Source organism: Rhizobium sp. TH2, from assembly GCF_024707525.1.
Classification (GTDB): domain Bacteria; phylum Pseudomonadota; class Alphaproteobacteria; order Rhizobiales; family Rhizobiaceae; genus Rhizobium_E.
Genome location: NZ_CP062232.1, coordinates 45,367 through 67,543, shown reverse-complemented (window position 1 = coordinate 67,543; position 22,177 = coordinate 45,367). Strand labels below are relative to the sequence as shown.

The following is a 22,177-nucleotide window of genomic DNA, read 5'->3' as shown; positions in this document are numbered from 1 at the left end:
GTCACGTCAACAACCCCATTCTCCGAAGCCGGTACTCCAACTTGGCGCGCGTCAGCCCCAACTGGCGCGCGGCGGCGGACACGTTCCCGCCCGCAGCCTCGAGTGCCGATCGATAGAGTTCGGCTTCGGCACGCTTGAGAGCCTCGGGCGCCGTTATCATCCGCCGCTCGTCCGTTAAGTCCGTCCCATCCTGTGGCGCCGCGCCGATGCGGCCCTCGCCGGTCAGTTTCAACGAGAGCGACGGGACTTTTTCGAAGCCCGTGAACATATGCTGCATGTCGATCAGCGAACCGCTTTCGGCATAGATGACGCCACGCTCGACGAGGTTCTGCAGCTCGCGAATATTGCCAGGAAAGCCATAAGCGAGAAGGGCATCCATCGCGCGTCGCGTGAAGCCGGCGACATCGCGGCGATGCCGCTCGCGGAAGAGTTTCAGGAAATGCGCTGCGAGCAGCGGAATATCGTCGCGCCGGTCACGCAGCGGCGGAATGACGATGGGGAACACGCAGAGGCGGAAATAGAGGTCCTGGCGGAAGCGCCCGGAGCGGACTTCGTCCGTGAGATCGACATTCGAGGCGGCGACCACACGGACATCGACCGGAATAGTCTTGGCGCCGCCGACACGTTCGATCTTCCGCTCCTGGATCGCGCGCAGCACCTTGCCCTGTGCCGAATAGGTGAGCGATGCGATTTCGTCGAGGAAAAGCGTGCCGCCATGCGCGCGCTCGAAATAACCGGCGCGGGACTGGGTGGCGCCGGTGAAGGCGCCCTTCTCGACGCCGAACAGTTCGGATTCCACGAGGTTTTCTGGAATAGCCGCGCAGTTGATCGGCACGAACGGTCCCTGCGCGCGGGGGTTCAACTTGTGGAGTTCGTTGGAAAAAAGCTCCTTGCCGACGCCGGACTCGCCCATGAACAGCACCGTCGCATCGGTATCCGCCACCTTTTCCAGCATCAGCCGAGTGCGCAGGAAGCTCGCCGAAACGCCGACGACCTGGCCCTCGGCGGCGTCCTGCGCGCTCCCGCCGGACGGCTTTGCCGCCGGTGCCGGTTTCGGACGGTCCACCGCAACATAGCGGCCGCTCTTCCAGTCCAGACCAAGATAGTGCCGCTCCGGAGCGTCCTTGCCCCAGGCATCGACATGCTGGCCGACGACGAAACAGCGCGGAGCGCCCATGGCGGCGCATTCGATCTCGCGGAAGATCACCGGCCTGCCGAAGAGAGTGCTCGTATAGCCCGAGGGATAGCCCGTCTGCATCCAGCATACCGGCTCGCTGGAAATGCCGTAGCTCGAAATGTGCTCGGCGGCTTCCGAGGAGTCATCCCAGTAGAACTCACCGAAATAGGTGCCCTTCTTCAGATCGAACTGGAACTGTTTCGTCGTCACCTTGACGAAACCTTCCAGCGTATGGACGCGCGGGCCGGCCGCGAGCGCATGCGTGAGATCCTCCTGCGGGAAGCGCTTCTGGATGAGCTCGGCGTCGCGCACACCCTGCATGTAGCCCACGCGCATGAAGAGGCCCTTGGCCGTCTCGGTGCCGAAGGCATCGATGATCTCCTGCCTGAGACGACCGAGCACCAGCGACTGGATCAGCACCATGCGCTGGTCGTTGAGCCAGATCCGGCCATCGCCGAGCGCGAAATGTAGTGCCTCCGTGAGATCGGTGAGAGTCGGGGCGGCACCCGTGTCGAGTTCGCTGAAAGCGCCACGCGTGAGGATCTTGCCCGTCTTGCGAGAGGCTTCGGCGAGAGAGATCAGTCCGTCGGGTTGCTGTGTGTTTGTCATGATGACATTAATAATTTGATGAATTCATCAACACTATTTCATTATTTGCGTAATTACAAGACCCTTGCCGCAGGGGCGAACCGCCCTCCGCTGCGCGACGGAAAAGCCAGTGTCGTCAATCGCTTGCAGCCCCATCCCGGCACGCGCCGCATGGCTTCCGAAATTCTGGCACGGCCTTTGCTATGTACTTTCCGAACCGCTTGAGGAGGCGGCAGGAGGACATCGGCAGACAGCCATGTGACAGCAAACCAGCGAGGTTGGCGAAAGCGCCCATTCTTGCGATGGCGAAGCTGTGCCCGCACCTCCCGACGGCCGAGCGACATTTTTGAGGAGGACCACGATGAACATCCAGAACCAGAATTTCCTCGACAGCGAACGCTGGCAGGGACGCGCCTTCTTTGCCGGCTGGCAAGCGACAGCGGCGGGCGTCATGGACGTGACCGATCCTGCGACCGGCGCGGTAATCGCTTCGGTCGGCGTCGGCGGTGCCGCCGATATTGCCCGTGCCGCGGCTGAAGCCCGTACCGCTCAGAAGGCCTGGGCCAAGGCGCTGCCGACCGACCGGGCGCGGATTCTCTCCAAGGCCGCCGACCTGCTCGAACAAAACGGCGACGAACTGATCCCCTGGATCATGCGGGAATCCGGCTCGATCTATCCGAAGGCCGGCATTGAGATCGAACATGGTGCGCTCTTCATCCGCCATGCGGCAACGCTGGCCACGGCACCGATGGGGATGATGATCCCGTCGATGGACGGCCGGGCGAATTATGCCAAGCGGGTGCCGCATGGTGTCGTCGGCGTGATCTCGCCGTTCAATTTCCCGCTCGTGCTTTCAATCCGCTCGATCGCGGCGGCGCTGGCCTTCGGCAATACCGTCGTCCACAAGCCTGATCCCCGCACGCCGATTTCCGGCGGCATCATCATCGCCCGCATTTTCGAGGAGGCCGGCCTGCCCAAAGGCGTGCTAGAGGTCGTGCCCGGCGGTGCCGATGCCGGCGAGGCGATGTGCATCGATCCCAATATCGCGATGATCTCTTTTACCGGCTCCGCAAAAGGCGGCTCGAAGGTCGCGGAAATCGCCGGCAAGCATTTCAAGAAGGTGCAGCTGGAACTCGGCGGCAAGAACTCGCTGATCGTGCTCGACGATGCCGATCTCGACGTCGCGGCCTCCAATTCGGCCTGGGGCGCCTTCCTGCACCAGGGCCAGATCTGCATGGCGACGGGGCTGATCCTCGCCGACGAAAAGATCGCCGATGCGCTGACAGCCAAGCTGGTCGTGAAAGCGTCCCACCTTCCCGCGGGCGATCCCTCCACCAATCAGGTGGCGCTCGGCCCGATCATTTCGGATGGACAGGTGGCAAGCATCCAGGCGATTGTCGATGAGGCCGTGGCCAAGGGCGCAAAACTGCTCGCCGGCGGTACGCATGACGGCCGCTATTATGCCGCGACCGTGCTTTCGGGCGTCAAGCCCGGCATGCGAGCCTTCGATGAGGAGATCTTCGGCCCGGTGGCCTGCATTGCCACTTTCGGGACCGAGGAAGAGGCGATCACGCTGACGAACAACAGCGATTACGGCCTCGCCGCCGGCGTGATCTCGGCCAATACCGGCCGCGCCATGCGGATTGCCGACGAACTCGATGTCGGCATGGTCCATATCAACGACCAGACCGTCAACGGCGGCCCGTTTGCGCCCTTCGGCGGCCCCCGCAAATCCGGCAACGGTAGCCGCATCGGCGGCCCAGCCGACATCGAGGAATTCACCACCTGGAAGTGGATTTCCGTCAAGGACGCCGCCACCCCCTATCCCTTCTGATCACTCCCAGGGACCGGGATGCGGGCCTGAGCGCCCGCATCCGCCGCGTGACATTTCATTCCGGAGACCACCATGCAGATCAAAGCTGCCATAGCCCGCCAGCAGGGCGCCGACCTCAGCCTCGAAACCATCGATATCGAGGAGCCGAGGGACAATGAAATCCTCGTCAAGGTCGTCGCGACGGGCGTCTGCCACACCGATATCGTCGTCCGCGACGGCATGCTGCCGACGCCTCTGCCGGTGGTGCTCGGCCATGAAGGCGCGGGCGTTGTCGAGAAGGTCGGACGCGCCGTGTCGAAGGTGAAGGCCGGCGACAAGGTGGTCATGACTTTCAATTCCTGCGGTCATTGCCCGAGTTGCCAGGACCATCATGTCAGCTATTGCCACGAATTCTTTCCGCGCAACTTCTTTGCCGCCCGCACCGACGGTTCAAGCGCGCTTTCGCTAGGCGCCGAGCGCATCCACGGCAACTTCTTCGGCCAGTCGTCCTTCGCCACCCACGCCATCTGCCATGAGGTGAATGTCGTGAAGGTGCCGGACACGGCGCCGCTCGAACTGCTCGGACCGCTGGCCTGCGGCATCCAAACCGGCGCGGGCGCCGTCATGAACGCGCTCAAGGTTTCCGCAGGCAAATCCTTCGCCGTATTCGGGTCCGGCTCGGTCGGGCTTTCCGCCGTGATGGCCGCAAAGGTCGTCGGCGCGACGACGATCATCGCCGTCGACATGAACGACGAGCGGCTGGCGATGGCCCGCGAGCTCGGCGCCACCCACACGATCAATCCCGGCAAGGTTGATGCGACGGCCGAGATCATGGCGATCACTGGCTACGGGCTGAACTTCGCGCTCGATACCACGGGCATTTCGAGCGTCATCCGCGGCGCGGTGATGGCGCTGGCGCCGATGGGCACCTGCGGCATTCTCGGCGCCTCCGCCATGGGCACTGAGATCAATCTCGACGAAGTGCATTTCATGAGCGGCGGCCGCCGTCTGATGGGGATCGTCGAGGGCGAGTCCAACCCAGACACCTTCATTCCGATGCTGGTCGAACTCTATGCCCAGGGCCGCTTCCCGCTCGACAAGCTGGTGAAGTTCTACGACTTCGACGAGATCAACCAGGCGATACACGATTCGGAAAGCGGCAAGACCATCAAGCCGATCGTACGCATACAGTAGTCGGGGTGGAGGGCCGCGCCGGCCCTTCCCCATCCGGAATTTCAGGGAGGAAACCATGTCGAAAGAACAACTCGATTTCATTCTCGATATCAGTGCGCAGAACCCACCGCCCGAGAACGCCACGCCTGACGTGATGCGGGCGTGGTTCGAGGGCATCAATGCGCAGACGCCGATCGCCGACGGTTCGATGATCGAACGGGTTTCGGCCGGGCCCTGCGGCGGCGACCTGATCCGCCGGAATGAGACCGACGAGCACAGGCTGGTCATCTACTATCACGGCGGCGGCTTCTTCTTCGGCTCCGGCCGATCGCATCGGGTGATCGCCACCAATCTCGCCCGCACGTCGGGTGCCGCGGTGATTGCCGCAGATTACCGGCTGGCGCCCGAGGACCCAGCGCCGGCCGCACACGACGATGCACTCGCCGTCTACAAATGGGCATTGGCGCAGGGCTATGATCCGGCAGCGATCGCGCTGACCGGAGACAGTGCCGGGGGCAATCTCGCGCTTTCGGTCGCCGTCCGGGCGAAGAAGGAAGGTCTGCCGCAGCCCGGCGCGCTGGTGCTGATGTCACCTGCGCTTGATCTCGCAAGTGTGGGCGACTCCCATCATTCCGTGACCGACGCGCCGCTGCTCACACCGCAACTCATGGCGCTCTTCAATATTGTCTATGTCGGCACCGGGGACCGCAAGTCCGAACTGGTCACGCCCTTCTACAGCGATTTCACCGGCCTGCCGCCGACGCTCGTCCAGGTCGGGTCCTGGGAAATCCTGCGCGACGATTCCGTGACCGTTGTCGAGAGGCTCAGGGCCGCAGGCGTGTCCACCGAACTCAAGATCTTCGACGGCATGGTGCATTCCTGGCAGCTCTTCGCGCCGATGCTCGACGAGGGCATGCAGTCGATCGAGGAAGCCGGCGGCTTTCTTCGCAACCATCTGCGATCCGGCATGGAGCGACGGGTCGCTGTCTGACGAATTTTTCAAAGCTCTTGGTCTGGGAGGACAATATGGGCAAGCATTTCGATATCACGCGCCGCGGTCTGCTGCGCGCCACGGGCAGCGTCGCGGGAGGCGCCGCTGCCGCATTCGCCATGCCGGCGACCATCCGCAAGGCTTTCGCTTCGGGTGGCGAGACGATCAATATCGGCTGGGTCAATGCGCGCTCCGGGCCGCTCAGCGCGTTCTCGGAGGCGGACGAATATGTGCTCGGCCTGGTCAATGAGGCGCTGAAGGATGGGATCGAGGTCGGCGGCAAGAAATATGCCGTCAACTTCATCCTCAAGGACACGCAGTCCGATCCGGTGAACGCCTCGAAGGTGTCGAAGGAGCTCATTTCCTCCGACGGTGTCGATATCATGATGACATCCTCGACGCCGGAGACGGTCAATCCCGTCGCCGATACCTGCGAGGCCGCCGGCACGCCCTGCCTCTCGACAGTTGCCCCCTGGGAGGCGATCTATTATGGACGCGGCGCCAAGCCGGGCGAACCGTCGCCCTACAAGTGGACCTTTCACTTCTCCTTCGGTGCGAACGATTTTGCGGCGCTCTATGCCGACCAATGGTCGAAGGTCGAGACCAACAAGAAGGTCGGCCTGTTGCTGCCGAACGACGCCGATGGCAACGCGATCCGAGGCGTGATGATCCCTGCACTGCAGGAAGCCGGCTTCGAGGTGACCGACGCCGGACGCTATGAGAACGGCGTTACCGACTTCTCGGCACAGATCGCCACGCTGGAGGATGCGGGCATCGAGATTTTTAACACCTTTCCGTTCCCGCCCGATTTCCCCGTTTTCTGGCGCCAGGCGGCGCAGAAGGGTTTGGCGCAACAGATCAAGATCGTGCAGGTCGCCAAGGCCGGGCTGTTCGAGCCCGAAATGGAAGCGCTCGGGGATCTGGGCAACGGCGTGGCATCGGGCGCCTATTGGCACAAGGCGTTTCCCTTCGTCTCGCCGGTCACCGGAAAGACCTGCGCCGAACTCGCTGATGGTTTCGAGGCGGCCACCGACAAGCCCTGGAGCCAGCAGGTCGGCGCCCAGATGGCGCTGTTCGATGCGACGATCGCGGCGCTGAAGGCATCCGGCAATCCCAAGGACAAGGCGGCGGTGGCCCAGGCTATCTCGACGCTGAATGTCGAAACCGCCACCGGCGTGGTCGATTTCACCAACGGTCCCGCGCCCAGCATGGCCGCGACCGGGCTCGTCGGCACGCAATGGCTGAAGGACGAGAGCGGCAAGTTCCCGTTCAAGCTCGAAGTGACGTCCAATTTTCTGATCGACCGCGTGCCGATCACCGCGCCGCTCAAGCCCTACACGCTTGGCTGATTGACAACGGGCGGGTGTCGCATGCGGCGCCCGCCTTCGGAGGGAAATATGGCGGAAATTCTTTCAGGCAGCGGCATCAACAAGACTTTCGGCTCGTTCCCGGTGCTGAAGGACGTGAGTTTCACGCTTTCGGAAGGGGAGGCACTGGGGATTGTCGGGCCCAATGGCGCCGGCAAGACGACCTTGTTCTCCGTCGTTGCAGGGTCGCTCGTGCCGTCATCCGGCACGGTGATGTTCTCCGGCGCCGACGTGACCAAGGCGGATGCCGCGAGCCGCTGCCGCGCCGGCATCGGACGGACCCATCAGGTGCCGCGTCCCTTTCTCGGCATGAGCGTGTTCGAAAACGCGCTTGTGGCTGCCCAGCATGGCTCCGGGCGTGTCGGGGAGGAGGCGGGAAATCTCGCAGCCGAAGCACTCGAGCGGAGCGGGCTGCTGCAGTTTGCCAACCGGCCCGCCGCGACGCTCGGCCTGCTCGACCGCAAGCGGCTTGAGCTTGCCCGCGCGCTTGCGACCGGGCCGAAGGTGCTGCTGCTCGACGAAATCGGCGGTGGCCTGACCGAGGCGGAACTCGGCATCCTTGTCTCGCTGATTTCGGGCCTCAAGTCATCGGGCATCACCATTGTCTGGATCGAACACATCCTGCACGCACTGCTCAAGGTGATCGACCGGTTGATCTGCATGAATGCCGGTCAAGTGATCGCGGAAGGAGACCCGCGCGCGGTCATGGCGGATCGGGCGGTGGTCGGCGCCTATCTCGGGGGAGTACAATAATGTTGGAGGTCGAAAACGTGGTGGCGCGGCACGGCCTGCTGACGGCCGTCAGGGACGTGTCGTTGAACGTGAAGAAGGGCGAGGTGCTCGCCATTATCGGCGCGAATGGAGCCGGCAAGACGACACTGTTCCGCTCCATTACCGGCGTTCACACCAACATGACGGGGCGTATCCGGCTGGGCGGGACCGATATCAGCGTCTGGTCGCCGGCGAAGCGCGTGGCGGCCGGGCTCGCCATGGTGCCGGAGGGCCGTCGGCTCTTTCTCGACATGACGGTTCGCGAAAACCTGCAGGTCGCCGGCGAGAATGGCCGCAAAGGTCGCTGGAACCTCGAACGGGTGTTGTCCGTATTGCCGTCACTCCGCCAGATCCTCAATTCCCTTGCCGGCAATCTCTCGGGCGGCCAGCGCCAGGCCGTCGCCATCGGCCGTGCGCTGATGACGAGTCCGGATGTCGTCCTGCTTGACGAAGTGTCGCTCGGGCTTTCGCCGATCGCGGTCGGTGGGCTCTATGGATCGCTGGAAGCGCTGAAGAAGGAAGGTGAGACCACGATGGTCATCGTCGAACAGGACCTGGTGCGGGCAACTGCCTTCGCCGACCGCATCATCTGCCTTCTGGAAGGGCGTGTCGTGCTCGAAGGCAGGGCGGCCGAACTCAGCCATGACCAGATCACCAGCGCCTATTTCGGGCTGGTGACCATCGCCGGCGCGGAGGTACATTGATGCTCGACGCGCTTGTTCAAGGAATTCTGCTCGGTGGCTACTATGCCATTCTCGCCGCCGGCCTCTCGCTGATGTTCGGCGTCATCCGCTTCATCAACCTGGCTCATGGCGACCTTGCCGTGCTCGGCGCATATGTCGTGCTGCTTCTCGTCGAGCGCTTCCAGATGCCGGTCGGCTACGCGATCCTGATCATGGTGCCGGTGCTGGCGGTGCTGGGCTATCTACTCCAGGCATTGCTCTTCGCCCGCACCATGCGCGGCGGCTTCCTGTTGCCCCTGCTCACCACATTCGGGCTCGGCGCCGTGCTCCAGAATGGGATCTATGGCGCCTTCTCATCCGATGCGAAATCGCTCGGAAACTATATCGGCAACCTCTCCTGGTCCTCCTGGAATCTTCCCTTCGGCCTCACGGTCGGCAAGCTTCCCGTCCTGACCTTCGCCGCAGCGGTCCTGCTGCTCGCCGTGCTGCAGCTGGTTCTGAGCTACACCAGGCTCGGCCGCGCGATCCGCGCCACGTCCTCCGACCTCGAGGCGGCGGAGCTTTCCGGCATCGAGGCCAAGCGTATCCAGCGCGCCGCGGTTGCGATCGCGGTGGCGCTGGCGGGGCTTGCCGGGGCGGCGCTCGCCATGCGTTCGCTGATCAGTCCCTATGCCGGACCGGCGCAGTTGATCTTCGCCTTCGAGGCGGTGGTGATCGGTGGCATCGGCTCGCTCTGGGGCACGTTGATCGGCGGCATCGTGCTCGGAATTGCCCAGAGCCTCGGCGCAATCGTCTCGCCGCAGCTCTTCCAGCTGGCCGGACATCTGGTGTTCCTCGCGGTTCTCGCGCTGCGATTTCAGGGCGTCAATCTCTCCGGCTTTCGTGCAATTCTGACAGGAGGCCGCTGATGCTTGGTAACCTGAAATCGTCGCAACGGTTCATGTTCGAGCGCTGGAATCGCGTGGGCAAGACGACTGTCCTTCTTTCCGCCGTCCTGCTCGTCCTGCTGCTGGTCGCGCCGCTCCTTCTGCCGGCAACCGCAGTCGACAAGCTGACCACGCTCTGGGTCTATGTCATTCTCGCCGTAGTGTGGAATCTGCTGGCGGGCTTTGCCGGCCTGGTATCCGTCGGGCAACAAGGCTATTTCGGCGCCGGCGCCTATCTCACTTTGCGCTTCGTCGAGGCTGGCATGAACCCGTGGATCGCGCTGATTGCCGGTGCCATCGGGGCGGGTCTCATCGCCATTCCGCTTTCCTTCTATGTGCTGAAACTCCGCGACGGCGAATTCGCCATCGCCACCTGGGTGCTGGCGGAGGTGTTGCGCATTATCGTCATGTTCGATCCCTTGGTGCAGGGCGATACCGGCAATTCGCTGATTGCGCTCAATGTCTACGATCCCGAATTCCGACGGAACATGACCTACTGGCTCGGCCTTGGTGCCATGGCGGACTTCCTTGTCCTGACCTTCTGGCTGCTGCGCAGCCGGACGGGCAGCGCCGCGCAGGCAATCCGTGACGACGAGGACGCTGCCCGCTCCGTCGGCATCGACATAACTCGCACGAAGCAGATCATCTACGTCGTCGCCGCCTTTGGCTCGGCGCTCGCCGGCACCGTTTGGCTCGCAAGCGCCATCACCTTCCTGCCGAGCACCAATTTCGGAGTGCAGTGGACCGTGTTCATGCTGTTCATGGTTCTGGTCGGCGGACTGAAGACCTTCGAGGGGCGATTCTCGGCGCGGTCGTCTTCTTCATGCTGCAGGAGCTGTTTGGAGACTATGGTGCCTGGTATCTGTTCGGCCTGGGCGCGGTGGCGATCGCCTTTGCACTGGCGCTTCCGGATGGTCTCTGGGGGCTGGTCAGGCGAAAGACCGGCGGCGATCTGCTCCCGACGGGGACTGTGCTGCGTGAGAGAGGAGACGAAGAGGCACGAAGTCAGAGCTTCTGAAACCCGCGTTCACGCCAAAGGCTTTTCCAGCCGGATCGCCATTTCCGCTGTAAGTCCTTTCCGTTCATTCACCAAATCCGACAGGGTCGCGCGGCGGACGCCAATAATTTTTGCGGCGTCGCTCTTGTTCAGATTCAAGACGGCTATCCTATCATCGATGATACCACCGACATGCACTGGGGCCAGATTGAGCTTGATCATTAGTGGTAGTCCTCCAGATTGAGGTTATGCACCGCATCATCAATGATCCGAAGGTTAGAATTTAGTTGCCGGCGAAACAAGACGACCCAACTTCCATTGCTATCTTCAAGCAGGCAGCCATGAATTACCTCTGAGAACGCGGAAATCCCAGAGTTTGCATGATCAGAGTTTCAGCAGCTTCCGTGCATTTTCCTTGAGGATGAGCGGGCGGACCTCGTCGCGGATGCCGATCGTCTCGAAATCCTTGAGCCAGCGGTCCGGCGTGATTGCCGGCCAGTCGGAGCCGAACAGCATCTTGTGCTTCAGCATCGTGTTCGCATATTGGATGAGGATTGACGGGAAATATTTCGGCGACCAGCCAGACATGTCGATATAGACATTCGGCTTGTGTGTCGCGACCGCCAGCGCCTCTTCCTGCCACGGGAAGGAGGGGTGCGCCAGGATGATCGGCATGTCCGGGAATTCGGCCGCGACATCGTCGAGATGGATGGGATTGGAATATTTGAGCCGCATGTTCATGCCGCCGCGCATGCCGGCGCCGACGCCGGTCTGGCCGGTATGGAAGAGCGTGATCGCACCTTCCTCGGCGATGGCCTCGTAAAGAACATAGGCGTCGCGGTCGTTGGGATAGAAGGCCTGCATCGTCGGGTGAAACTTGAAACCCTTGATGCCAAAATCGCGCACCAGGCGGCGCGCCTCACGGGCGCCCATCTTGCCTTTGGCCGGGTCGATCGAGGCAAAGGGGATCATGATGTCGGCATTTTCGGCCGCGATCTTGGCCACCTCTTCGTTCTCGTAACGGCGAAAGCCGGTCTCGCGTTCGGCATCGACGGGGAAGATGACGCAGGCGATCTTCCGCTCGCGATAATAGGCGGCCGTCTCCTGGACCGTCGGCAACATGCCCTGGGCGCCGGCGGGGTTCCTGAAATATCTGGCCATGCCGGCCTGAAATTCGTGATAGCCGTCGTCGCGCTGGCAGCCGCAAGGCTCCTCGGCATGGGTGTGGAAATCGATGGCAACAAGTTCGTCGATGTTCATCCGCTGGCCTCCTCGTCCAGTCCGACATATTTCTTGAGAAGCGCGACCAGCATCGCCTGCTCCCGGTCGTCGAGCGGCGCGCCGGTTCTCTGTTCATACTCGAAGAACAGGGCGCTCGCCTTGTCGACTTCGCTCTCGCCTGACGGCGTCAGCGTCAGTTCCACGGCGCGGCGGTCGGAATCCGGTATTCGGCGCGCGACGAAGGAGGCATCTTCCATGGCGCGAATCAACTTGGTCATGTGCGCGCGCTTGATCATCAACCGCTGGCCGAGCACGCTCTGACGGATGCCGGGGTTCCGGGCGATGACCCAGAGAACGGAGAATTCACCGGGCTTCAGACCTTGCGGGCCATGATCGGAAAAGAAGTCATCGAAGGCGCGCAACTGCGCCAGCCGCAGCAAAAAACCGACGGAGCCGGCGAGCGGGCCGAGTTTCACCTGATCGAGATGGCGTACCGCAGCGTCCATATCCCGACCCTCAGATCTCGCCCGGCGCCTTAAGGCGGGCGGCTCGTTTTTCGAGGAAAGCCGTAAGTCGCTCTTCCGCCTCCGGGCTGGTGGCAGTGAAGGAGGAGATGAAGGATTCGACGAAGAGGCCATCCTCCTTTGCCATGTCCTGGATCCGCGGCAGCGCATTGATCACGGCATAATTGGAGAGAGCCGCATTGGTTGAGGTCGCGACGGCCAGTTCATGCGCCTTCTTAAGCGCGTCACCCGCCGGCACCACGTATTGAACGAGGTTCCAGCGTTCTGCCTCTCCCGCAGCCACGACCCGGCCGGTCAGCATGAGGTCGGTCATGCGGGCGACACCCATCAGGCGGGCGACACGGACCGAACCGCCGCCGCCAACGAAGATGCCGCGCTGGCCCTCTGGAAGGGCGAAAAAGGCTGTTTCGTCGGCCACGCGAATATGAGTGGACGCGGCAAGTTCGAGCCCGCCGCCGACAACAGCGCCATGCAGCGCCGAGATCCAAGGGATGGTGCCATGTTCAATACTGGAGAAGACCGCATGCCAGCGGCGCGAACCGCGCACGCCTTCGATGGCCGATTTCTTCACGTGCTCGCCGAGGTCAAGACCGGCGCAGAAATGCTTGCCATGACCGAAGAGCACTGCCGCTTTCGCCTCACGCTCGGCGCGCGCCACAGCTTGGGCAATGGCCTCGACGAAGGTGTCGCTGATCGCATTCCGCTTCTCCGGCCGGTTGAGGCCGACATGGGCAATCTCGCCCACGAGCTCATAGGTTACGAAATTCGGTGCCGCGCCTTCACTCATGATCGCCTCTCCAAATTGTCAGTTTCTTGCTTTTGCTTTCACGACGATTGTTTACACGGAGATTGTTTCCTTGTAAACAAATTTTCAGCTCGGTGTTCAAGCCGATCGATAACGTAACTTGCGTGCTCTGGAGGAGTCATGACGGAGAGACGTATTCAGGAGGTCAAGCTCTGGTCGCCACGGCTTGAATGGGAACGCCGTCCCGACGGTACCATCGTGGTATGGCGGCAGGACGCACTCGGGCCCTATCCGCGTTGCATCAATGAGCGTTTCGTGCATTGGGCCGAGAGTGATCCGGATCGCGTCTGGATGGCGGCGCGCAATGATGACGGCGGCTGGCGGAAGGTTACCTACGGCCAGGCGCTCGACATGATCCGCCGTATTGGACAGGCGCTTCTGGATCTCGGCCTTTCGGTCGAGCGGCCACTGATGATCCTGTCGGAGAACGCGATCGAACATGCTTTGATGGCACTCGGTGCGCAGCATGTCGGCATTCCCTCGGCGGCCGTTACGCCGGCCTATGCGACGGCTGATCCTGGCTTCGGAAAGCTCAAGGATATAGTACGGCAGATGACGCCGGGTGCCGTCTTCACGGAGGACGGTCTGGCCTTTGGCACCGCCATCGAGGCTGCCTTCGATGTGGACCTGCCCGTGGTATCGGTTCGCAATCCCTCGCCCACGCTGCGCATGTCGATCGCGTTCGAGACTCTTCTGAAGACCGAAGCTGGTCCCGATGTCGAGCGCGCATTCCTCGCCGTCGGTCCGGATACGGTGGCGAAATTCCTCTTCACCTCGGGCACGACAGGCGCGCCCAAGGCGGTGACGCAGACCCAGCGGATGTTGTGCTCCAACCAGGAAATGGTCGCTGACTGCTACGCATTCTTCCGCGACGAGCCGCCCGTCATCGTCGATTGGGCGCCGTGGAACCACACCGCCAGCGGCAACAAAGTATTCAACCTCGTCATCTTCAACGGCGGCACATTCTATCTGGATCGTGGCAAGCCGACGCCATCGCTGATCGGCGAGACCATCGCCAACCTGCGCGAGGTCTCTCCCAGCTGGTATTTCAACGTGCCGGCCGGATACGAGATGCTGGTGGACGCCATGCGCCGGGACACGGCGCTGCGCGACAGCTTTTTCCGCGATCTCAAGATCCTGATGTATGCGGGCGCCAGCATGGCCCAGCACACCTGGGATGCGCTTCTTGAGCTTTCAGAGCAGGTGACGGGCGGCCAAGTGCTGATCAGTTCCGGGCTCGGATCGACCGAAACCGGACCCTTCTCGCTGTTCTGCACCGAGCCGCAGGAAAGACCCGGCAATATTGGCATTCCCGCGCAGGGAATCACGCTCAAGCTTGTGCCCATCGAGGACAAGTACGAACTCAGGCTGAAGGGGCCGAACATCACGCCCGGCTATTGGCGCGATCCCAAGCTCACAGCCGAAGCCTTCGACGAGGAAGGCTTCTACATGATCGGCGACGCGGTGCGGCTGGCCATCCCCGGCGATCCCACTGGGGGTTTCTACTTCGAAGGCCGGACAGCGGAGAACTTCAAGCTCCAGACGGGAACCTGGGTTTCGGTCGGCAAGCTCAGGGCCGAACTCGTCGACCAGTTCGGCGGGCTGATCCGCGATGTCGTGATCACCGGCGAGGACCGGGCGGAACTCGGCGCACTCGCGATACCTGTCGTCAAGGCGCTGCGCGATGCCATCGACGCCGGGGACGAGATCTCGGACACGGATGTGCTGTCCCATCCCGGAGTAAGGACACTTCTGGCCGCGCGGCTTGCCGAACACCAGCGCCGCGCGAGCGGATCATCGACACGCGTGATGCGCCTGATGCTTCTGCGCGAACCGCCGCGGCTCGACAAGGGTGAGATCACCGACAAGGGCTCGCTCAATCAACGCGCGGTGCGGGCTCATCGCGCTGATCTGATCGAGGCGCTCCATGCCGGCGCGCCCGATGTCATCCTGGCCAGCAAGGAGGTCGCAGCATGAAGATCGCAGGATCGAGCGCCATCGTCACCGGGGCGGGCTCCGGCCTCGGAGCTGCGACCGCCCGGCTGCTAGCCGTGCTCGGCGCGCGGGTGCATGTCTTCGATCGCGACCTTGCGGCCGCAGAGGCGGTTGCGGCGGAGATCGGCGGCATTGCGGTTGCCGGCGACGTAACCTCGGAAGACGATGCGGCAAAAGTCGTGAATGAAGCAGCCAACGCGCCGGACGGGCTCCGGATCCTAGTGAATTGCGCCGGCATCGGCACTTCGGGCCGCGTGCTCTCAAGAAACGGCCCGATGCCGCTCGCAGATTTCGAGCGCGTTATCCGGGTCAACCTGATCGGCACGTTCAACATGATGCGGCTTGCGGCGGCGCGCATGGCCGAGGCGCCGGAACGCGAGGACCAGTCACGTGGCGTGATCGTCAACACCGCGTCGATCGCAGCCTTCGAGGGGCAAGTCGGCCAGGCAGCCTATGCGGCGTCCAAGGGCGGGATCGTCTCCATGGCGCTGCCGGTCGCGCGAGAATTCGCGCGTTTCGGTATCCGCGTCAACACGATTGCTCCCGGCATCTTCCTCACGCCGCTGCTCCATTCGCTGCCGCAGGAGGCGCAGGAAAGCCTCGTCGCCGTCATTCCCTATCCGTCCCGGCTCGGCGATCCGGCGGAATTCGCCGATGCGGTCCGGTTTGCGATCGAAAACAACTATCTGAATGGCGAAGTGATCCGGCTGGATGGCGCCACTCGCATGCCGCCCCGCTAGGGTGCGATGGCCACCGGGCCCAAATTTTCGACTTGATGTGACAGACCGGGGGCATCTTCTTTTCTAGGGTGCATGTGATTTCGAGATTCGGATCGATGTTCGATACCGCTTTTGCCAGCCACCATGTGATTGCGATGCATTGAGCAAGAGCTAGACACCGACGGATGCCTAGACATCTCGGACGGCCATTCGTCACGGCCCGACCAAGGGAAAAACGCGGTTCACGCCTTCGCTTGCGTTCTGCTTGCAGCCCTGCGCACGGCCGACGCTCTTCGAAGCAGCAGACTGGACCGCAAATTCGAATCCCCGTATTCCTCATTTGCAAATCGGCAACATTACGGGCGGGCGGCCCGTCAATATCATTCCCGATTTGGTCATTTCGGATATGGAAGCGCGCGCGATATCCGGCGTGGCTCTATCGGCCACACCTATTGCAGGCGTAGTCTTGTACGCGGCATCGCAAGTGCCGGAGTCGCTACGACGGGCGTGGCAAAGCCTAGTTTGCCTGTGAGCGCATGACACCGCGCTGAGAAACCACGGCCAGCACCGACAACTGGATGAGGTGAAACAACATCAGCGGCAGCACGATGAGCGCGGTTTCAGCTCGCCTTCGAACAATTACATGGTGACCATCGTGCCGGCCCTCGCGAAATGCAAGACTGACACAGATCGCATATAGACCTACGTGTTGGATGACGGGGCCTTCGCTGGATATTTCCCGCCCGCAGCCGTTTACTATACCTAGCGAAACTGACGGCAAGGGTACCTCGAACGGCATTGAATCGCTTCAACGGCACGTTGCCGGGCGATGCCCATGACAGCTCGGCACGAGTTCGCTTTAGAAGTCGGCGACCTTCCCCCAGGCTGAAGCGACCAGCCGCTCCGGCCGATAGGGAAGGGAATCGACAATCGGAGTTCTGCCCGTCATCAGATCGGCGATCAGATGGCCGGTACCCGGTCCGATGCCGAAGCCGTGCCCACTAAAACCTGCCGCCAGGATGAGACCCGGAATATTCGGGATCTCACCGATCGCGGGTACGCCATCGGGCGTGCTGTCTACGTAGCCAGCCCACTTCGCCGCGACTTTGGCCTTCGCCAGCTGGGGTAACAACTGCCGCGCCCGGCGGAGTATTTCGGCGACGGCACTTTCATCAACGAGAGGATCAAGAACGCGCATGCGCTCCATAGGTGTCTGCTCGTCGAGTTGCCAGCGTGCAAGCGACTCGTGTCCCGAGCGCCACCCTTCAAGCCCACCCGGCGCGAGGTTCCGCCAGCGGCGGGCAAACATCGGCACGAAATATCGGGCAAACCGGATCTGCTGCGGCGTGACATCGACCCGGGCGCGACCGCTGATCGCTAGCGTGTGACCGCCGTCGGCGCGTCGCGTCACGGAGACCTCAGCCGTGTGGAGCGCATCAGGCAGGCCCTCGATACCAGGTTCCACCGACAGGATCGAGGAGCGCACCGAGGCCTGCGGGAATCGCACACCGAGATTGTTGCAGAATGAAGAGGCCCATGCGCCTCCTGCCAGAACGGCGAGTTTGGTCCGGATAGTGCCTTTTTCGGTCACAACCGCCGACAGCCGGCCACCGCTCGTCTCAATGCCACGGGCAGCGCAGTTCTGGACAATGACGCCGCCAGCGCTGATGATCGCGCGGGCCACAGCAGGGGCCGCCTTTGACGGGTCGGCCGTGCCGTCGGAGGGCGAGTAGACACCGCCTTTCCACTGCTTGCTAGTGGCTTTGCCGCGCTCGGTCGCTTCTTCAGCAGACAGCATGTGGGTTGTCACGCCCACCGTCCGGGCAAAATCGCGCCAGCGCGCCCAGCCCGCAAGCTCGTCTTCATTGTTGGAAAGGTATAGGAGACCACAACGCCGGAAGCCAGTGTCTTCGCCCGTGTCGGCAGCGAACTGATCCCACAGGTCGAGGCTCTTGGTCGCGATCGGCAGTTCGCGGGCATCGCGGTTCTGCTGACGGCACCAGCCCCAGTTCCGGCTCGATTGTTCCGCGCCAATAAGGCCCTTCTCCACAAGAACCACCTTGAGGCCGCGGCGAACAAGGTAATAAGCCGCGAAAACGCCGACAATCCCGCCCCCGATGACGACCACATCAGCAATTTCGGGCTGAGGAGCCATGGTTTCGATTCGAACGAGTGGCGCGGGCATTGATCATCTCCGGTGCAGCAGCACACTTATTCTACTCGAGACCCGCTAGAAGCGTTGCTGCAGTTTCGGCGCAAGCAGAATTTTCTTCTGCAGTTGATGAGTGTTGCAACTATTTATGCTGACTGGGATATTTCGAACAAAAATGTACAACCGCGACATATGTGTTATGCTTCCTGGAGATCGCCGGCATAATCTGCTGGCATAGCTGGCCGACAAGGGCCGGGGGAGGCCGCATGAAGCTTGATCGGATCGACATAAAGATTCTCTACGAATTGCAGAAGAACGGCCGGATCACCAATGTGGAGCTTGCCGAACTTGTCCATCTGTCGCCCAGTCCGTGCCTAATGCGGATGAAGAAGCTGCAGTCCGAAGGTTATATCGACGGCTACTCTGCACATATCAACACAGCGAAGCTTGGGCAGACCATCACGGTCTTCACTGAGGTCACGCTGAAGAACCACCGGCAGATCGACTTTGCCCGGTTCCTCGCCACCATCGAGAAGATCGACTCGGTCATCGAATGCCATCTGATCTCCGGCGGTTATGATTATCTGATCAAATTCGTGACCAGTGGCATCGCGGAGTATCAGGAGATCATGGAGCGCCTCACGGACTTGGACATCGGCATCGACAAATATTTCAGCTTCGTGGTGCTGAAATCGCCGATCGTCAAATCTCACTTGCCTTTGACCAACCTGTTCCCGATGTGAACTGAGAAATAGCCATCATCGTCCGGAATAAGCGCGCACGAGAGCCGGATCCTGTTCGAGGCGATCCAACCAAGTTGGGTCAAGTTTCGGAACAGACGAAAAGAGCAGTTGCGAATACGGATGGCTCGCGCCGCTGCCCATTGCCGATGGCGGAAGTTGTTCGATCTTTTCCCCCGCATACATGACCGCGACCTCGTCACAAATCGCTTCGACGACCGACAGATCGTGGCTTATGAAGATGTAGGAAAGCGAAAGTTCCCGCTGCAATTCCTTGAGCAGGTCGATCACGGCCGCGGCGACCACGGTGTCGAGCGCGGATGTGACCTCGTCACAGAGAATGAGCTTGGGTTCGGCGGCGAGCGCGCGCGCAAAGTTGACGCGTTGCTTCTGTCCCCCCGACAACTCGGACGGACGTCGGTGCTTGAGAGCCCTCGGCAGGCGAACCATGTCCAGGAGTTCGTCAATGCGCTTTTCGCGCCTGTCTGCGGCCATGCCGTGATAGAAGGTAAGTGGTCTTCCCAGAATATCGCCGACCGATTTAGCAGGATTGAGCGCGGTGTCGGCGTATTGGAAGACGATCTGCAGCTCGCGAAGTTGATCGCGCGTGCGTGCCTTCGCGGCTGGCGCCAGCGTCTGTCCGTTGAATGTGATCTTGCCTCCGGCAGCCGGAATGATGCCGGCGATTGTGCGTGCGAGAGTCGATTTCCCGCAGCCGGATTCACCGATAATGCCAAGGTTGCGGCCCCTCTCCACCTCGACGCTGACCGAGCGCAACGCCTGGATCATCGGCGTACCGTCGGCCTGGATGGGCCCATAGCCCGCTACCAGGTTCTGAACCTTGAGGATTGCATTGCTTAGCTGCGGTTCGACAATGGTCTGAACGCGTGCTTCCGGTTTGAACGCACCCAGCAGTTGCTTCGTGTAGGGGTGCTGGGGTGACGCCAGTATCTGCCCGGTCTTGCCGATCTCCTGAATCTCGCCGCCCTTCAATACGACGATACGGTCGGCGATCTGCGCCACCACGGCGAGATCATGCGAAACATAGACGCCGGAGATGCGGCCCGCGCGCATTACCGATTTGAAGGCGCGAAGCACTTCGATCTGAGTCGTCACATCCAGCGCGGTCGTCGGCTCGTCGAAAATGACAAGTTTGGGGTCGCCGATCAGTGCCATCGCCGCCGACAGGCGCTGCAACTGACCGCCGGAGACCTGATGCGGATAGCGGGCGCCGATCGTTTCGGGATTGGGAAGCGAGAGCGCCTTGAACAGTTCGACCGCACGGCTGCGCGCCTGCTCGGGCGGCATCAGGTCATGGATGCGGGTAACTTCGATCACCTGCTCCATAATCGTCTGGGCGGGATTGAAGGCGGCGGCTGCGCTCTGCGGCACATAGGCCACGTCATTGCCGCGAATGCCGGCACGCTTACGCTCAGGCAGTCTCGCCATATCCTTGCCATCCAGCATCACCGTGCCGCCGCTGATGCGACAGCCTGGCCGTGCGTGACCCATCAAGGTCAGCGCGATCGTCGTCTTTCCCGAACCGCTTTCGCCGATCAGGGCGACGATCTCGCCTTCTGCAACGTCGAAGCTCACGCCGCGAATGATTTCGACGATACGGCCCGCATCAGTCTTGGCCTCGACCTTCAGATCACGAATTTCGACGAGATTGGCCATCATTCGCTCCGATCGCGGATTTTCTGCGGGAGATTGTCGATCAGCAGATTGACGCTCACGGTAAGCGTCGCGATTGCAATCGACGGAAAGATCACAGCTGGCGCTCCGAAGGGCAGACCACCGATATTCTCGCGCACCAATGCACCCCAATCCGCATAGGGTGGCTGCACGCCGAGACCCAGGAAGGAAAGGCCGGACAGAAGAAGCACGATGAAAACAAAGCGCAGGCCGAGATCGGCCAGCACCGGCCCGATGATATTCGGCAGAATTTCGGAGGTGACCAAATAGAGTGTGCCCTCGCCGCGGGCGCGGGCGACGGTGATGAAATCCATCGTGTTGATGTTGACGGCAAGGGCGCGCGCGAACCGGAATGAACCGGGCGTATAGATCACCGCAAGCGTCAGGATCAGAACGGGAACGGACGATCCGACTGCTGCCACCACCACCAGGCCAAAAAGCTTGCTTGGAATCGAGTTCATTGCGTCGAGAAAGCGGCTTAGCACAGTGTCGATCCAGCCCCCGGAAACCGCTGCGATCATTCCGAGTACAATGCCCGAGAAACATGCGATCGCCACGGCCACCAGCGAGATGCCCACTGTATAGCGGGCGCCCATCAGGATGCGCGAGAGCATGTCGCGACCGAGATAGTCGGAGCCCAACCAGAACTGCTGGCTCATCGGTCCGAAATAGTCGAAATCGACGATCTCGCCGACCGGATAGGGGATAAGCCAAGGCGCAAAAATGGCAACCATGGCCCAAAACAGGATGATGGCGAAACCGAGCACGCCAACAGGGTTCACGCGATAGCCGAACTTGCGGTCTTTTGGATTATGGGTTTCGACAGTGGTCATCGCAGCCTCGGATTGGCAAGAATGGCAATGATATCGGCGGCGGTAATCAGGATCAGGTAACCGACACAAAAGATCATCGCGCAGGTTTGAATAAGGGGCAGGTCGCGGGTCGCGACGGCATCAACCATGAGCTTGGCGATGCCGGGGTAGTTAAAGATCGTTTCGACGATGATCACACCGCCCAGGAGATAGGACAAAGAGAGCGCGACCGCATTGACGATGGGGCCAAGCGCATTGGGCAGCGCGTGTTTCAACACGATGCGGCTGCGTGATGCCCCTTTCAGCAGCGCCATTTCGGCATAGGGCGTGTTCAACGTTTCGACGACGGCAGCCCGTGTCATGCGGATCATCTGCGCCGAAACGCCGAAGGTCAGCGTGATAACCGGCATGGCATAGACCCGCAGCATATCGGTTAATGTGTGTGCTTCGTTGGCAAAAGAGATCGCCGGCAGCCACTGCAGATAGACCGCAAAGAAAAGCACCGCCGACGTCGCGATCATGAATTCCGGTACGGAAATCACGCCTATCGTGAGCACGGTGACGATCCGGTCATAGAGCGTGCCGCGCATCATGGCGGAGGTAATGCCCAGCGTCAGCGCGAACGGGACCGCGAACAGAGCCGTGATGCCGGCGAGTTTCATCGAGTTGACGAAGCGCCCCGCTATCAGGTCTGCAATCGGCATGTCGTTCGCATACGAAATGCCGAGATCGCCAACCAGAAGTCCGGACAGCCAGCGGAGAAAGCGCAAGATTGCCGGGTCGTCAAGATGCATGGCCTTGCGAAGGCCTGCAACGGCTTCCGGCGTGGCCGCCTGACCGAGCAGGATGGAGGCCGTGTCGCCTGGAAGCATCGTCGTGGCGAAAAAGACGGCAAACGACACGATGATCAAGGTGATAACGGCGATGAGCAGCCTGCTCGCAATGAGGGACAGGACCGGATTCTTCATGTGCATGCTCCCCGTCAACCCGAGGCCGACAGTTTATCACGAAAGGGGAGGATGACCGGG

19 protein-coding genes and 1 pseudogene are annotated in these 22,177 nt (G+C 61.7%); 11 read left to right on the top strand and 9 right to left on the bottom strand.

What is annotated here, in order from left to right:
• Nucleotide 1: 1 nt before the first annotated feature.
• Nucleotides 2-1,786 (bottom strand): sigma-54-dependent Fis family transcriptional regulator, encoded by a 1,785-nt coding sequence (locus IHQ71_RS29225; RefSeq protein ID WP_258163189.1) that lies wholly within the window; start codon nt 1,784-1,786, stop codon nt 2-4.
• A gap of 340 nt (nt 1,787-2,126) precedes the next feature.
• On the opposite strand from IHQ71_RS29225, the gene IHQ71_RS29220 reads away from it, so the two are divergent.
• The 8 genes and pseudogenes from IHQ71_RS29220 (at nt 2,127) to IHQ71_RS29185 (ending at nt 10,507) form a co-directional block, all read left to right on the top strand.
• Entirely contained in the window at nt 2,127-3,599 is a 1,473-nt protein-coding gene (locus IHQ71_RS29220) for a benzaldehyde dehydrogenase (RefSeq protein ID WP_258163188.1), read from the top strand.
• A 72-nt stretch (nt 3,600-3,671) separates the two neighbouring features.
• On the top strand, nt 3,672-4,772 hold the full coding sequence (locus tag IHQ71_RS29215) for an NAD(P)-dependent alcohol dehydrogenase (protein WP_258163187.1): 1,101 nt from the start codon (nt 3,672-3,674) through the stop codon (nt 4,770-4,772).
• 55 nt (nt 4,773-4,827) lie between these two features.
• The gene (locus IHQ71_RS29210) at nt 4,828-5,742 is read left to right on the top strand and encodes an alpha/beta hydrolase (RefSeq protein ID WP_258163186.1); all 915 of its coding nucleotides are present in this window, start codon (nt 4,828-4,830) and stop codon (nt 5,740-5,742) included.
• A gap of 35 nt (nt 5,743-5,777) precedes the next feature.
• Nucleotides 5,778-7,091, top strand: a complete 1,314-nt coding sequence (locus tag IHQ71_RS29205; RefSeq protein ID WP_258163185.1) for an ABC transporter substrate-binding protein — start codon at nt 5,778-5,780, stop codon at nt 7,089-7,091.
• A 48-nt stretch (nt 7,092-7,139) separates the two neighbouring features.
• Nucleotides 7,140-7,862 (top strand): ABC transporter ATP-binding protein, encoded by a 723-nt coding sequence (locus tag IHQ71_RS29200; protein ID WP_258163184.1) that lies wholly within the window; start codon nt 7,140-7,142, stop codon nt 7,860-7,862.
• Entirely contained in the window at nt 7,862-8,584 is a 723-nt protein-coding gene (locus tag IHQ71_RS29195; RefSeq protein WP_258163183.1) for an ABC transporter ATP-binding protein, read from the top strand. The genes IHQ71_RS29200 and IHQ71_RS29195 overlap by 1 nt, the downstream gene beginning before the upstream one ends.
• Nucleotides 8,584-9,471 carry a branched-chain amino acid ABC transporter permease gene (locus tag IHQ71_RS29190; protein WP_258163182.1) on the top strand — a complete coding sequence of 296 codons (888 nt, stop codon included), beginning with the start codon at nt 8,584-8,586 and terminating at the stop codon, nt 9,469-9,471. Before IHQ71_RS29195 ends, IHQ71_RS29190 begins: the two co-directional genes overlap by 1 nt.
• Nucleotides 9,471-10,507 (top strand): annotated as a pseudogene (locus IHQ71_RS29185) (branched-chain amino acid ABC transporter permease). The gene IHQ71_RS29190 and the pseudogene IHQ71_RS29185 overlap by 1 nt, the downstream one beginning before the upstream one ends.
• Nucleotides 10,508-10,516: 9 nt before the next feature.
• On the opposite strand, the gene IHQ71_RS29180 reads toward IHQ71_RS29185, so the two are convergent.
• The 4 genes from IHQ71_RS29180 to IHQ71_RS29165 all read right to left on the bottom strand — a co-directional run bounded on the left by IHQ71_RS29180 (nt 10,517) and on the right by IHQ71_RS29165 (nt 13,018).
• Nucleotides 10,517-10,708 (bottom strand): HigA family addiction module antitoxin, encoded by a 192-nt coding sequence (locus IHQ71_RS29180; protein WP_258163233.1) that lies wholly within the window; start codon nt 10,706-10,708, stop codon nt 10,517-10,519.
• Between the two features lie 162 nt (nt 10,709-10,870).
• Nucleotides 10,871-11,746 (bottom strand): amidohydrolase family protein, encoded by an 876-nt coding sequence (locus IHQ71_RS29175; protein ID WP_258163181.1) that lies wholly within the window; start codon nt 11,744-11,746, stop codon nt 10,871-10,873.
• Nucleotides 11,743-12,213 (bottom strand): MarR family winged helix-turn-helix transcriptional regulator, encoded by a 471-nt coding sequence (locus IHQ71_RS29170; protein WP_258163180.1) that lies wholly within the window; start codon nt 12,211-12,213, stop codon nt 11,743-11,745. The genes IHQ71_RS29175 and IHQ71_RS29170 overlap by 4 nt, the downstream gene beginning before the upstream one ends.
• A 10-nt stretch (nt 12,214-12,223) precedes the next feature.
• Nucleotides 12,224-13,018 carry a crotonase/enoyl-CoA hydratase family protein gene (locus IHQ71_RS29165; RefSeq protein ID WP_258163179.1) on the bottom strand — a complete coding sequence of 265 codons (795 nt, stop codon included), beginning with the start codon at nt 13,016-13,018 and terminating at the stop codon, nt 12,224-12,226.
• A gap of 138 nt (nt 13,019-13,156) precedes the next feature.
• Here IHQ71_RS29165 and IHQ71_RS29160 point away from each other — a divergent pair, with 138 nt between their 5' ends.
• Together IHQ71_RS29160 and IHQ71_RS29155 are read left to right on the top strand one after the other, a co-directional pair.
• On the top strand, nt 13,157-15,013 hold the full coding sequence (locus IHQ71_RS29160) for a feruloyl-CoA synthase (protein ID WP_258163178.1): 1,857 nt from the start codon (nt 13,157-13,159) through the stop codon (nt 15,011-15,013).
• Nucleotides 15,010-15,771, top strand: coding sequence for an SDR family NAD(P)-dependent oxidoreductase (locus IHQ71_RS29155; RefSeq protein ID WP_258163177.1), 762 nt, complete (start codon nt 15,010-15,012; stop codon nt 15,769-15,771). Before IHQ71_RS29160 ends, IHQ71_RS29155 begins: the two co-directional genes overlap by 4 nt.
• Before the next feature lie 838 nt (nt 15,772-16,609).
• Here the strand turns inward: IHQ71_RS29155 and IHQ71_RS29150 are convergent.
• Entirely contained in the window at nt 16,610-17,935 is a 1,326-nt protein-coding gene (locus IHQ71_RS29150; protein WP_258163176.1) for an FAD-binding oxidoreductase, read from the bottom strand.
• A 233-nt stretch (nt 17,936-18,168) separates the two neighbouring features.
• On the opposite strand from IHQ71_RS29150, the gene IHQ71_RS29145 reads away from it, so the two are divergent.
• On the top strand, nt 18,169-18,645 hold the full coding sequence (locus IHQ71_RS29145; RefSeq protein ID WP_258163175.1) for an Lrp/AsnC family transcriptional regulator: 477 nt from the start codon (nt 18,169-18,171) through the stop codon (nt 18,643-18,645).
• Between the two features lie 15 nt (nt 18,646-18,660).
• Here the strand turns inward: IHQ71_RS29145 and IHQ71_RS29140 are convergent, their stop codons facing one another.
• The 3 genes from IHQ71_RS29140 to IHQ71_RS29130 are packed head-to-tail and all read right to left on the bottom strand — an operon-like array spanning nt 18,661 to nt 22,117.
• A complete protein-coding gene (locus IHQ71_RS29140) occupies nt 18,661-20,319 on the bottom strand; it encodes an ABC transporter ATP-binding protein (RefSeq protein WP_258163174.1) in 1,659 nt (552 codons plus the stop codon).
• Entirely contained in the window at nt 20,319-21,170 is an 852-nt protein-coding gene (locus IHQ71_RS29135) for an ABC transporter permease (RefSeq protein WP_258163173.1), read from the bottom strand. Before IHQ71_RS29135 ends, IHQ71_RS29140 begins: the two co-directional genes overlap by 1 nt.
• Entirely contained in the window at nt 21,167-22,117 is a 951-nt protein-coding gene (locus tag IHQ71_RS29130) for an ABC transporter permease (RefSeq protein ID WP_258163172.1), read from the bottom strand. Before IHQ71_RS29130 ends, IHQ71_RS29135 begins: the two co-directional genes overlap by 4 nt.
• Nucleotides 22,118-22,177 lie beyond the last annotated feature (60 nt).

Excerpts from the sequence above, each read along its gene's own strand:
- IHQ71_RS29140 (WP_258163174.1), bottom strand. The coding sequence starts at position 20,319 with ATGGCCAATCTCGTCGAAATTCGTGATCTGAAGGTCGAGGCCAAGACT.
- IHQ71_RS29170 (WP_258163180.1), bottom strand. The coding sequence starts at position 12,213 with ATGGACGCTGCGGTACGCCATCTCGATCAGGTGAAACTCGGCCCGCTC.
- IHQ71_RS29215 (WP_258163187.1), top strand. The coding sequence starts at position 3,672 with ATGCAGATCAAAGCTGCCATAGCCCGCCAGCAGGGCGCCGACCTCAGC.
- IHQ71_RS29195 (WP_258163183.1), top strand. The coding sequence starts at position 7,862 with ATGTTGGAGGTCGAAAACGTGGTGGCGCGGCACGGCCTGCTGACGGCC.
- IHQ71_RS29135 (WP_258163173.1), bottom strand. The coding sequence starts at position 21,170 with ATGACCACTGTCGAAACCCATAATCCAAAAGACCGCAAGTTCGGCTAT.
- IHQ71_RS29220 (WP_258163188.1), top strand. The coding sequence starts at position 2,127 with ATGAACATCCAGAACCAGAATTTCCTCGACAGCGAACGCTGGCAGGGA.
- IHQ71_RS29150 (WP_258163176.1), bottom strand. The coding sequence starts at position 17,935 with ATGCCCGCGCCACTCGTTCGAATCGAAACCATGGCTCCTCAGCCCGAA.
- IHQ71_RS29200 (WP_258163184.1), top strand. The coding sequence starts at position 7,140 with ATGGCGGAAATTCTTTCAGGCAGCGGCATCAACAAGACTTTCGGCTCG.
- IHQ71_RS29165 (WP_258163179.1), bottom strand. The coding sequence starts at position 13,018 with ATGAGTGAAGGCGCGGCACCGAATTTCGTAACCTATGAGCTCGTGGGC.
- IHQ71_RS29175 (WP_258163181.1), bottom strand. The coding sequence starts at position 11,746 with ATGAACATCGACGAACTTGTTGCCATCGATTTCCACACCCATGCCGAG.
- IHQ71_RS29160 (WP_258163178.1), top strand. The coding sequence starts at position 13,157 with ATGACGGAGAGACGTATTCAGGAGGTCAAGCTCTGGTCGCCACGGCTT.
- IHQ71_RS29225 (WP_258163189.1), bottom strand. The coding sequence starts at position 1,786 with ATGACAAACACACAGCAACCCGACGGACTGATCTCTCTCGCCGAAGCC.
- IHQ71_RS29205 (WP_258163185.1), top strand. The coding sequence starts at position 5,778 with ATGGGCAAGCATTTCGATATCACGCGCCGCGGTCTGCTGCGCGCCACG.
- IHQ71_RS29180 (WP_258163233.1), bottom strand. The coding sequence starts at position 10,708 with ATGATCAAGCTCAATCTGGCCCCAGTGCATGTCGGTGGTATCATCGAT.
- IHQ71_RS29155 (WP_258163177.1), top strand. The coding sequence starts at position 15,010 with ATGAAGATCGCAGGATCGAGCGCCATCGTCACCGGGGCGGGCTCCGGC.
- IHQ71_RS29130 (WP_258163172.1), bottom strand. The coding sequence starts at position 22,117 with ATGAAGAATCCGGTCCTGTCCCTCATTGCGAGCAGGCTGCTCATCGCC.
- IHQ71_RS29210 (WP_258163186.1), top strand. The coding sequence starts at position 4,828 with ATGTCGAAAGAACAACTCGATTTCATTCTCGATATCAGTGCGCAGAAC.
- IHQ71_RS29145 (WP_258163175.1), top strand. The coding sequence starts at position 18,169 with ATGAAGCTTGATCGGATCGACATAAAGATTCTCTACGAATTGCAGAAG.
- IHQ71_RS29190 (WP_258163182.1), top strand. The coding sequence starts at position 8,584 with ATGCTCGACGCGCTTGTTCAAGGAATTCTGCTCGGTGGCTACTATGCC.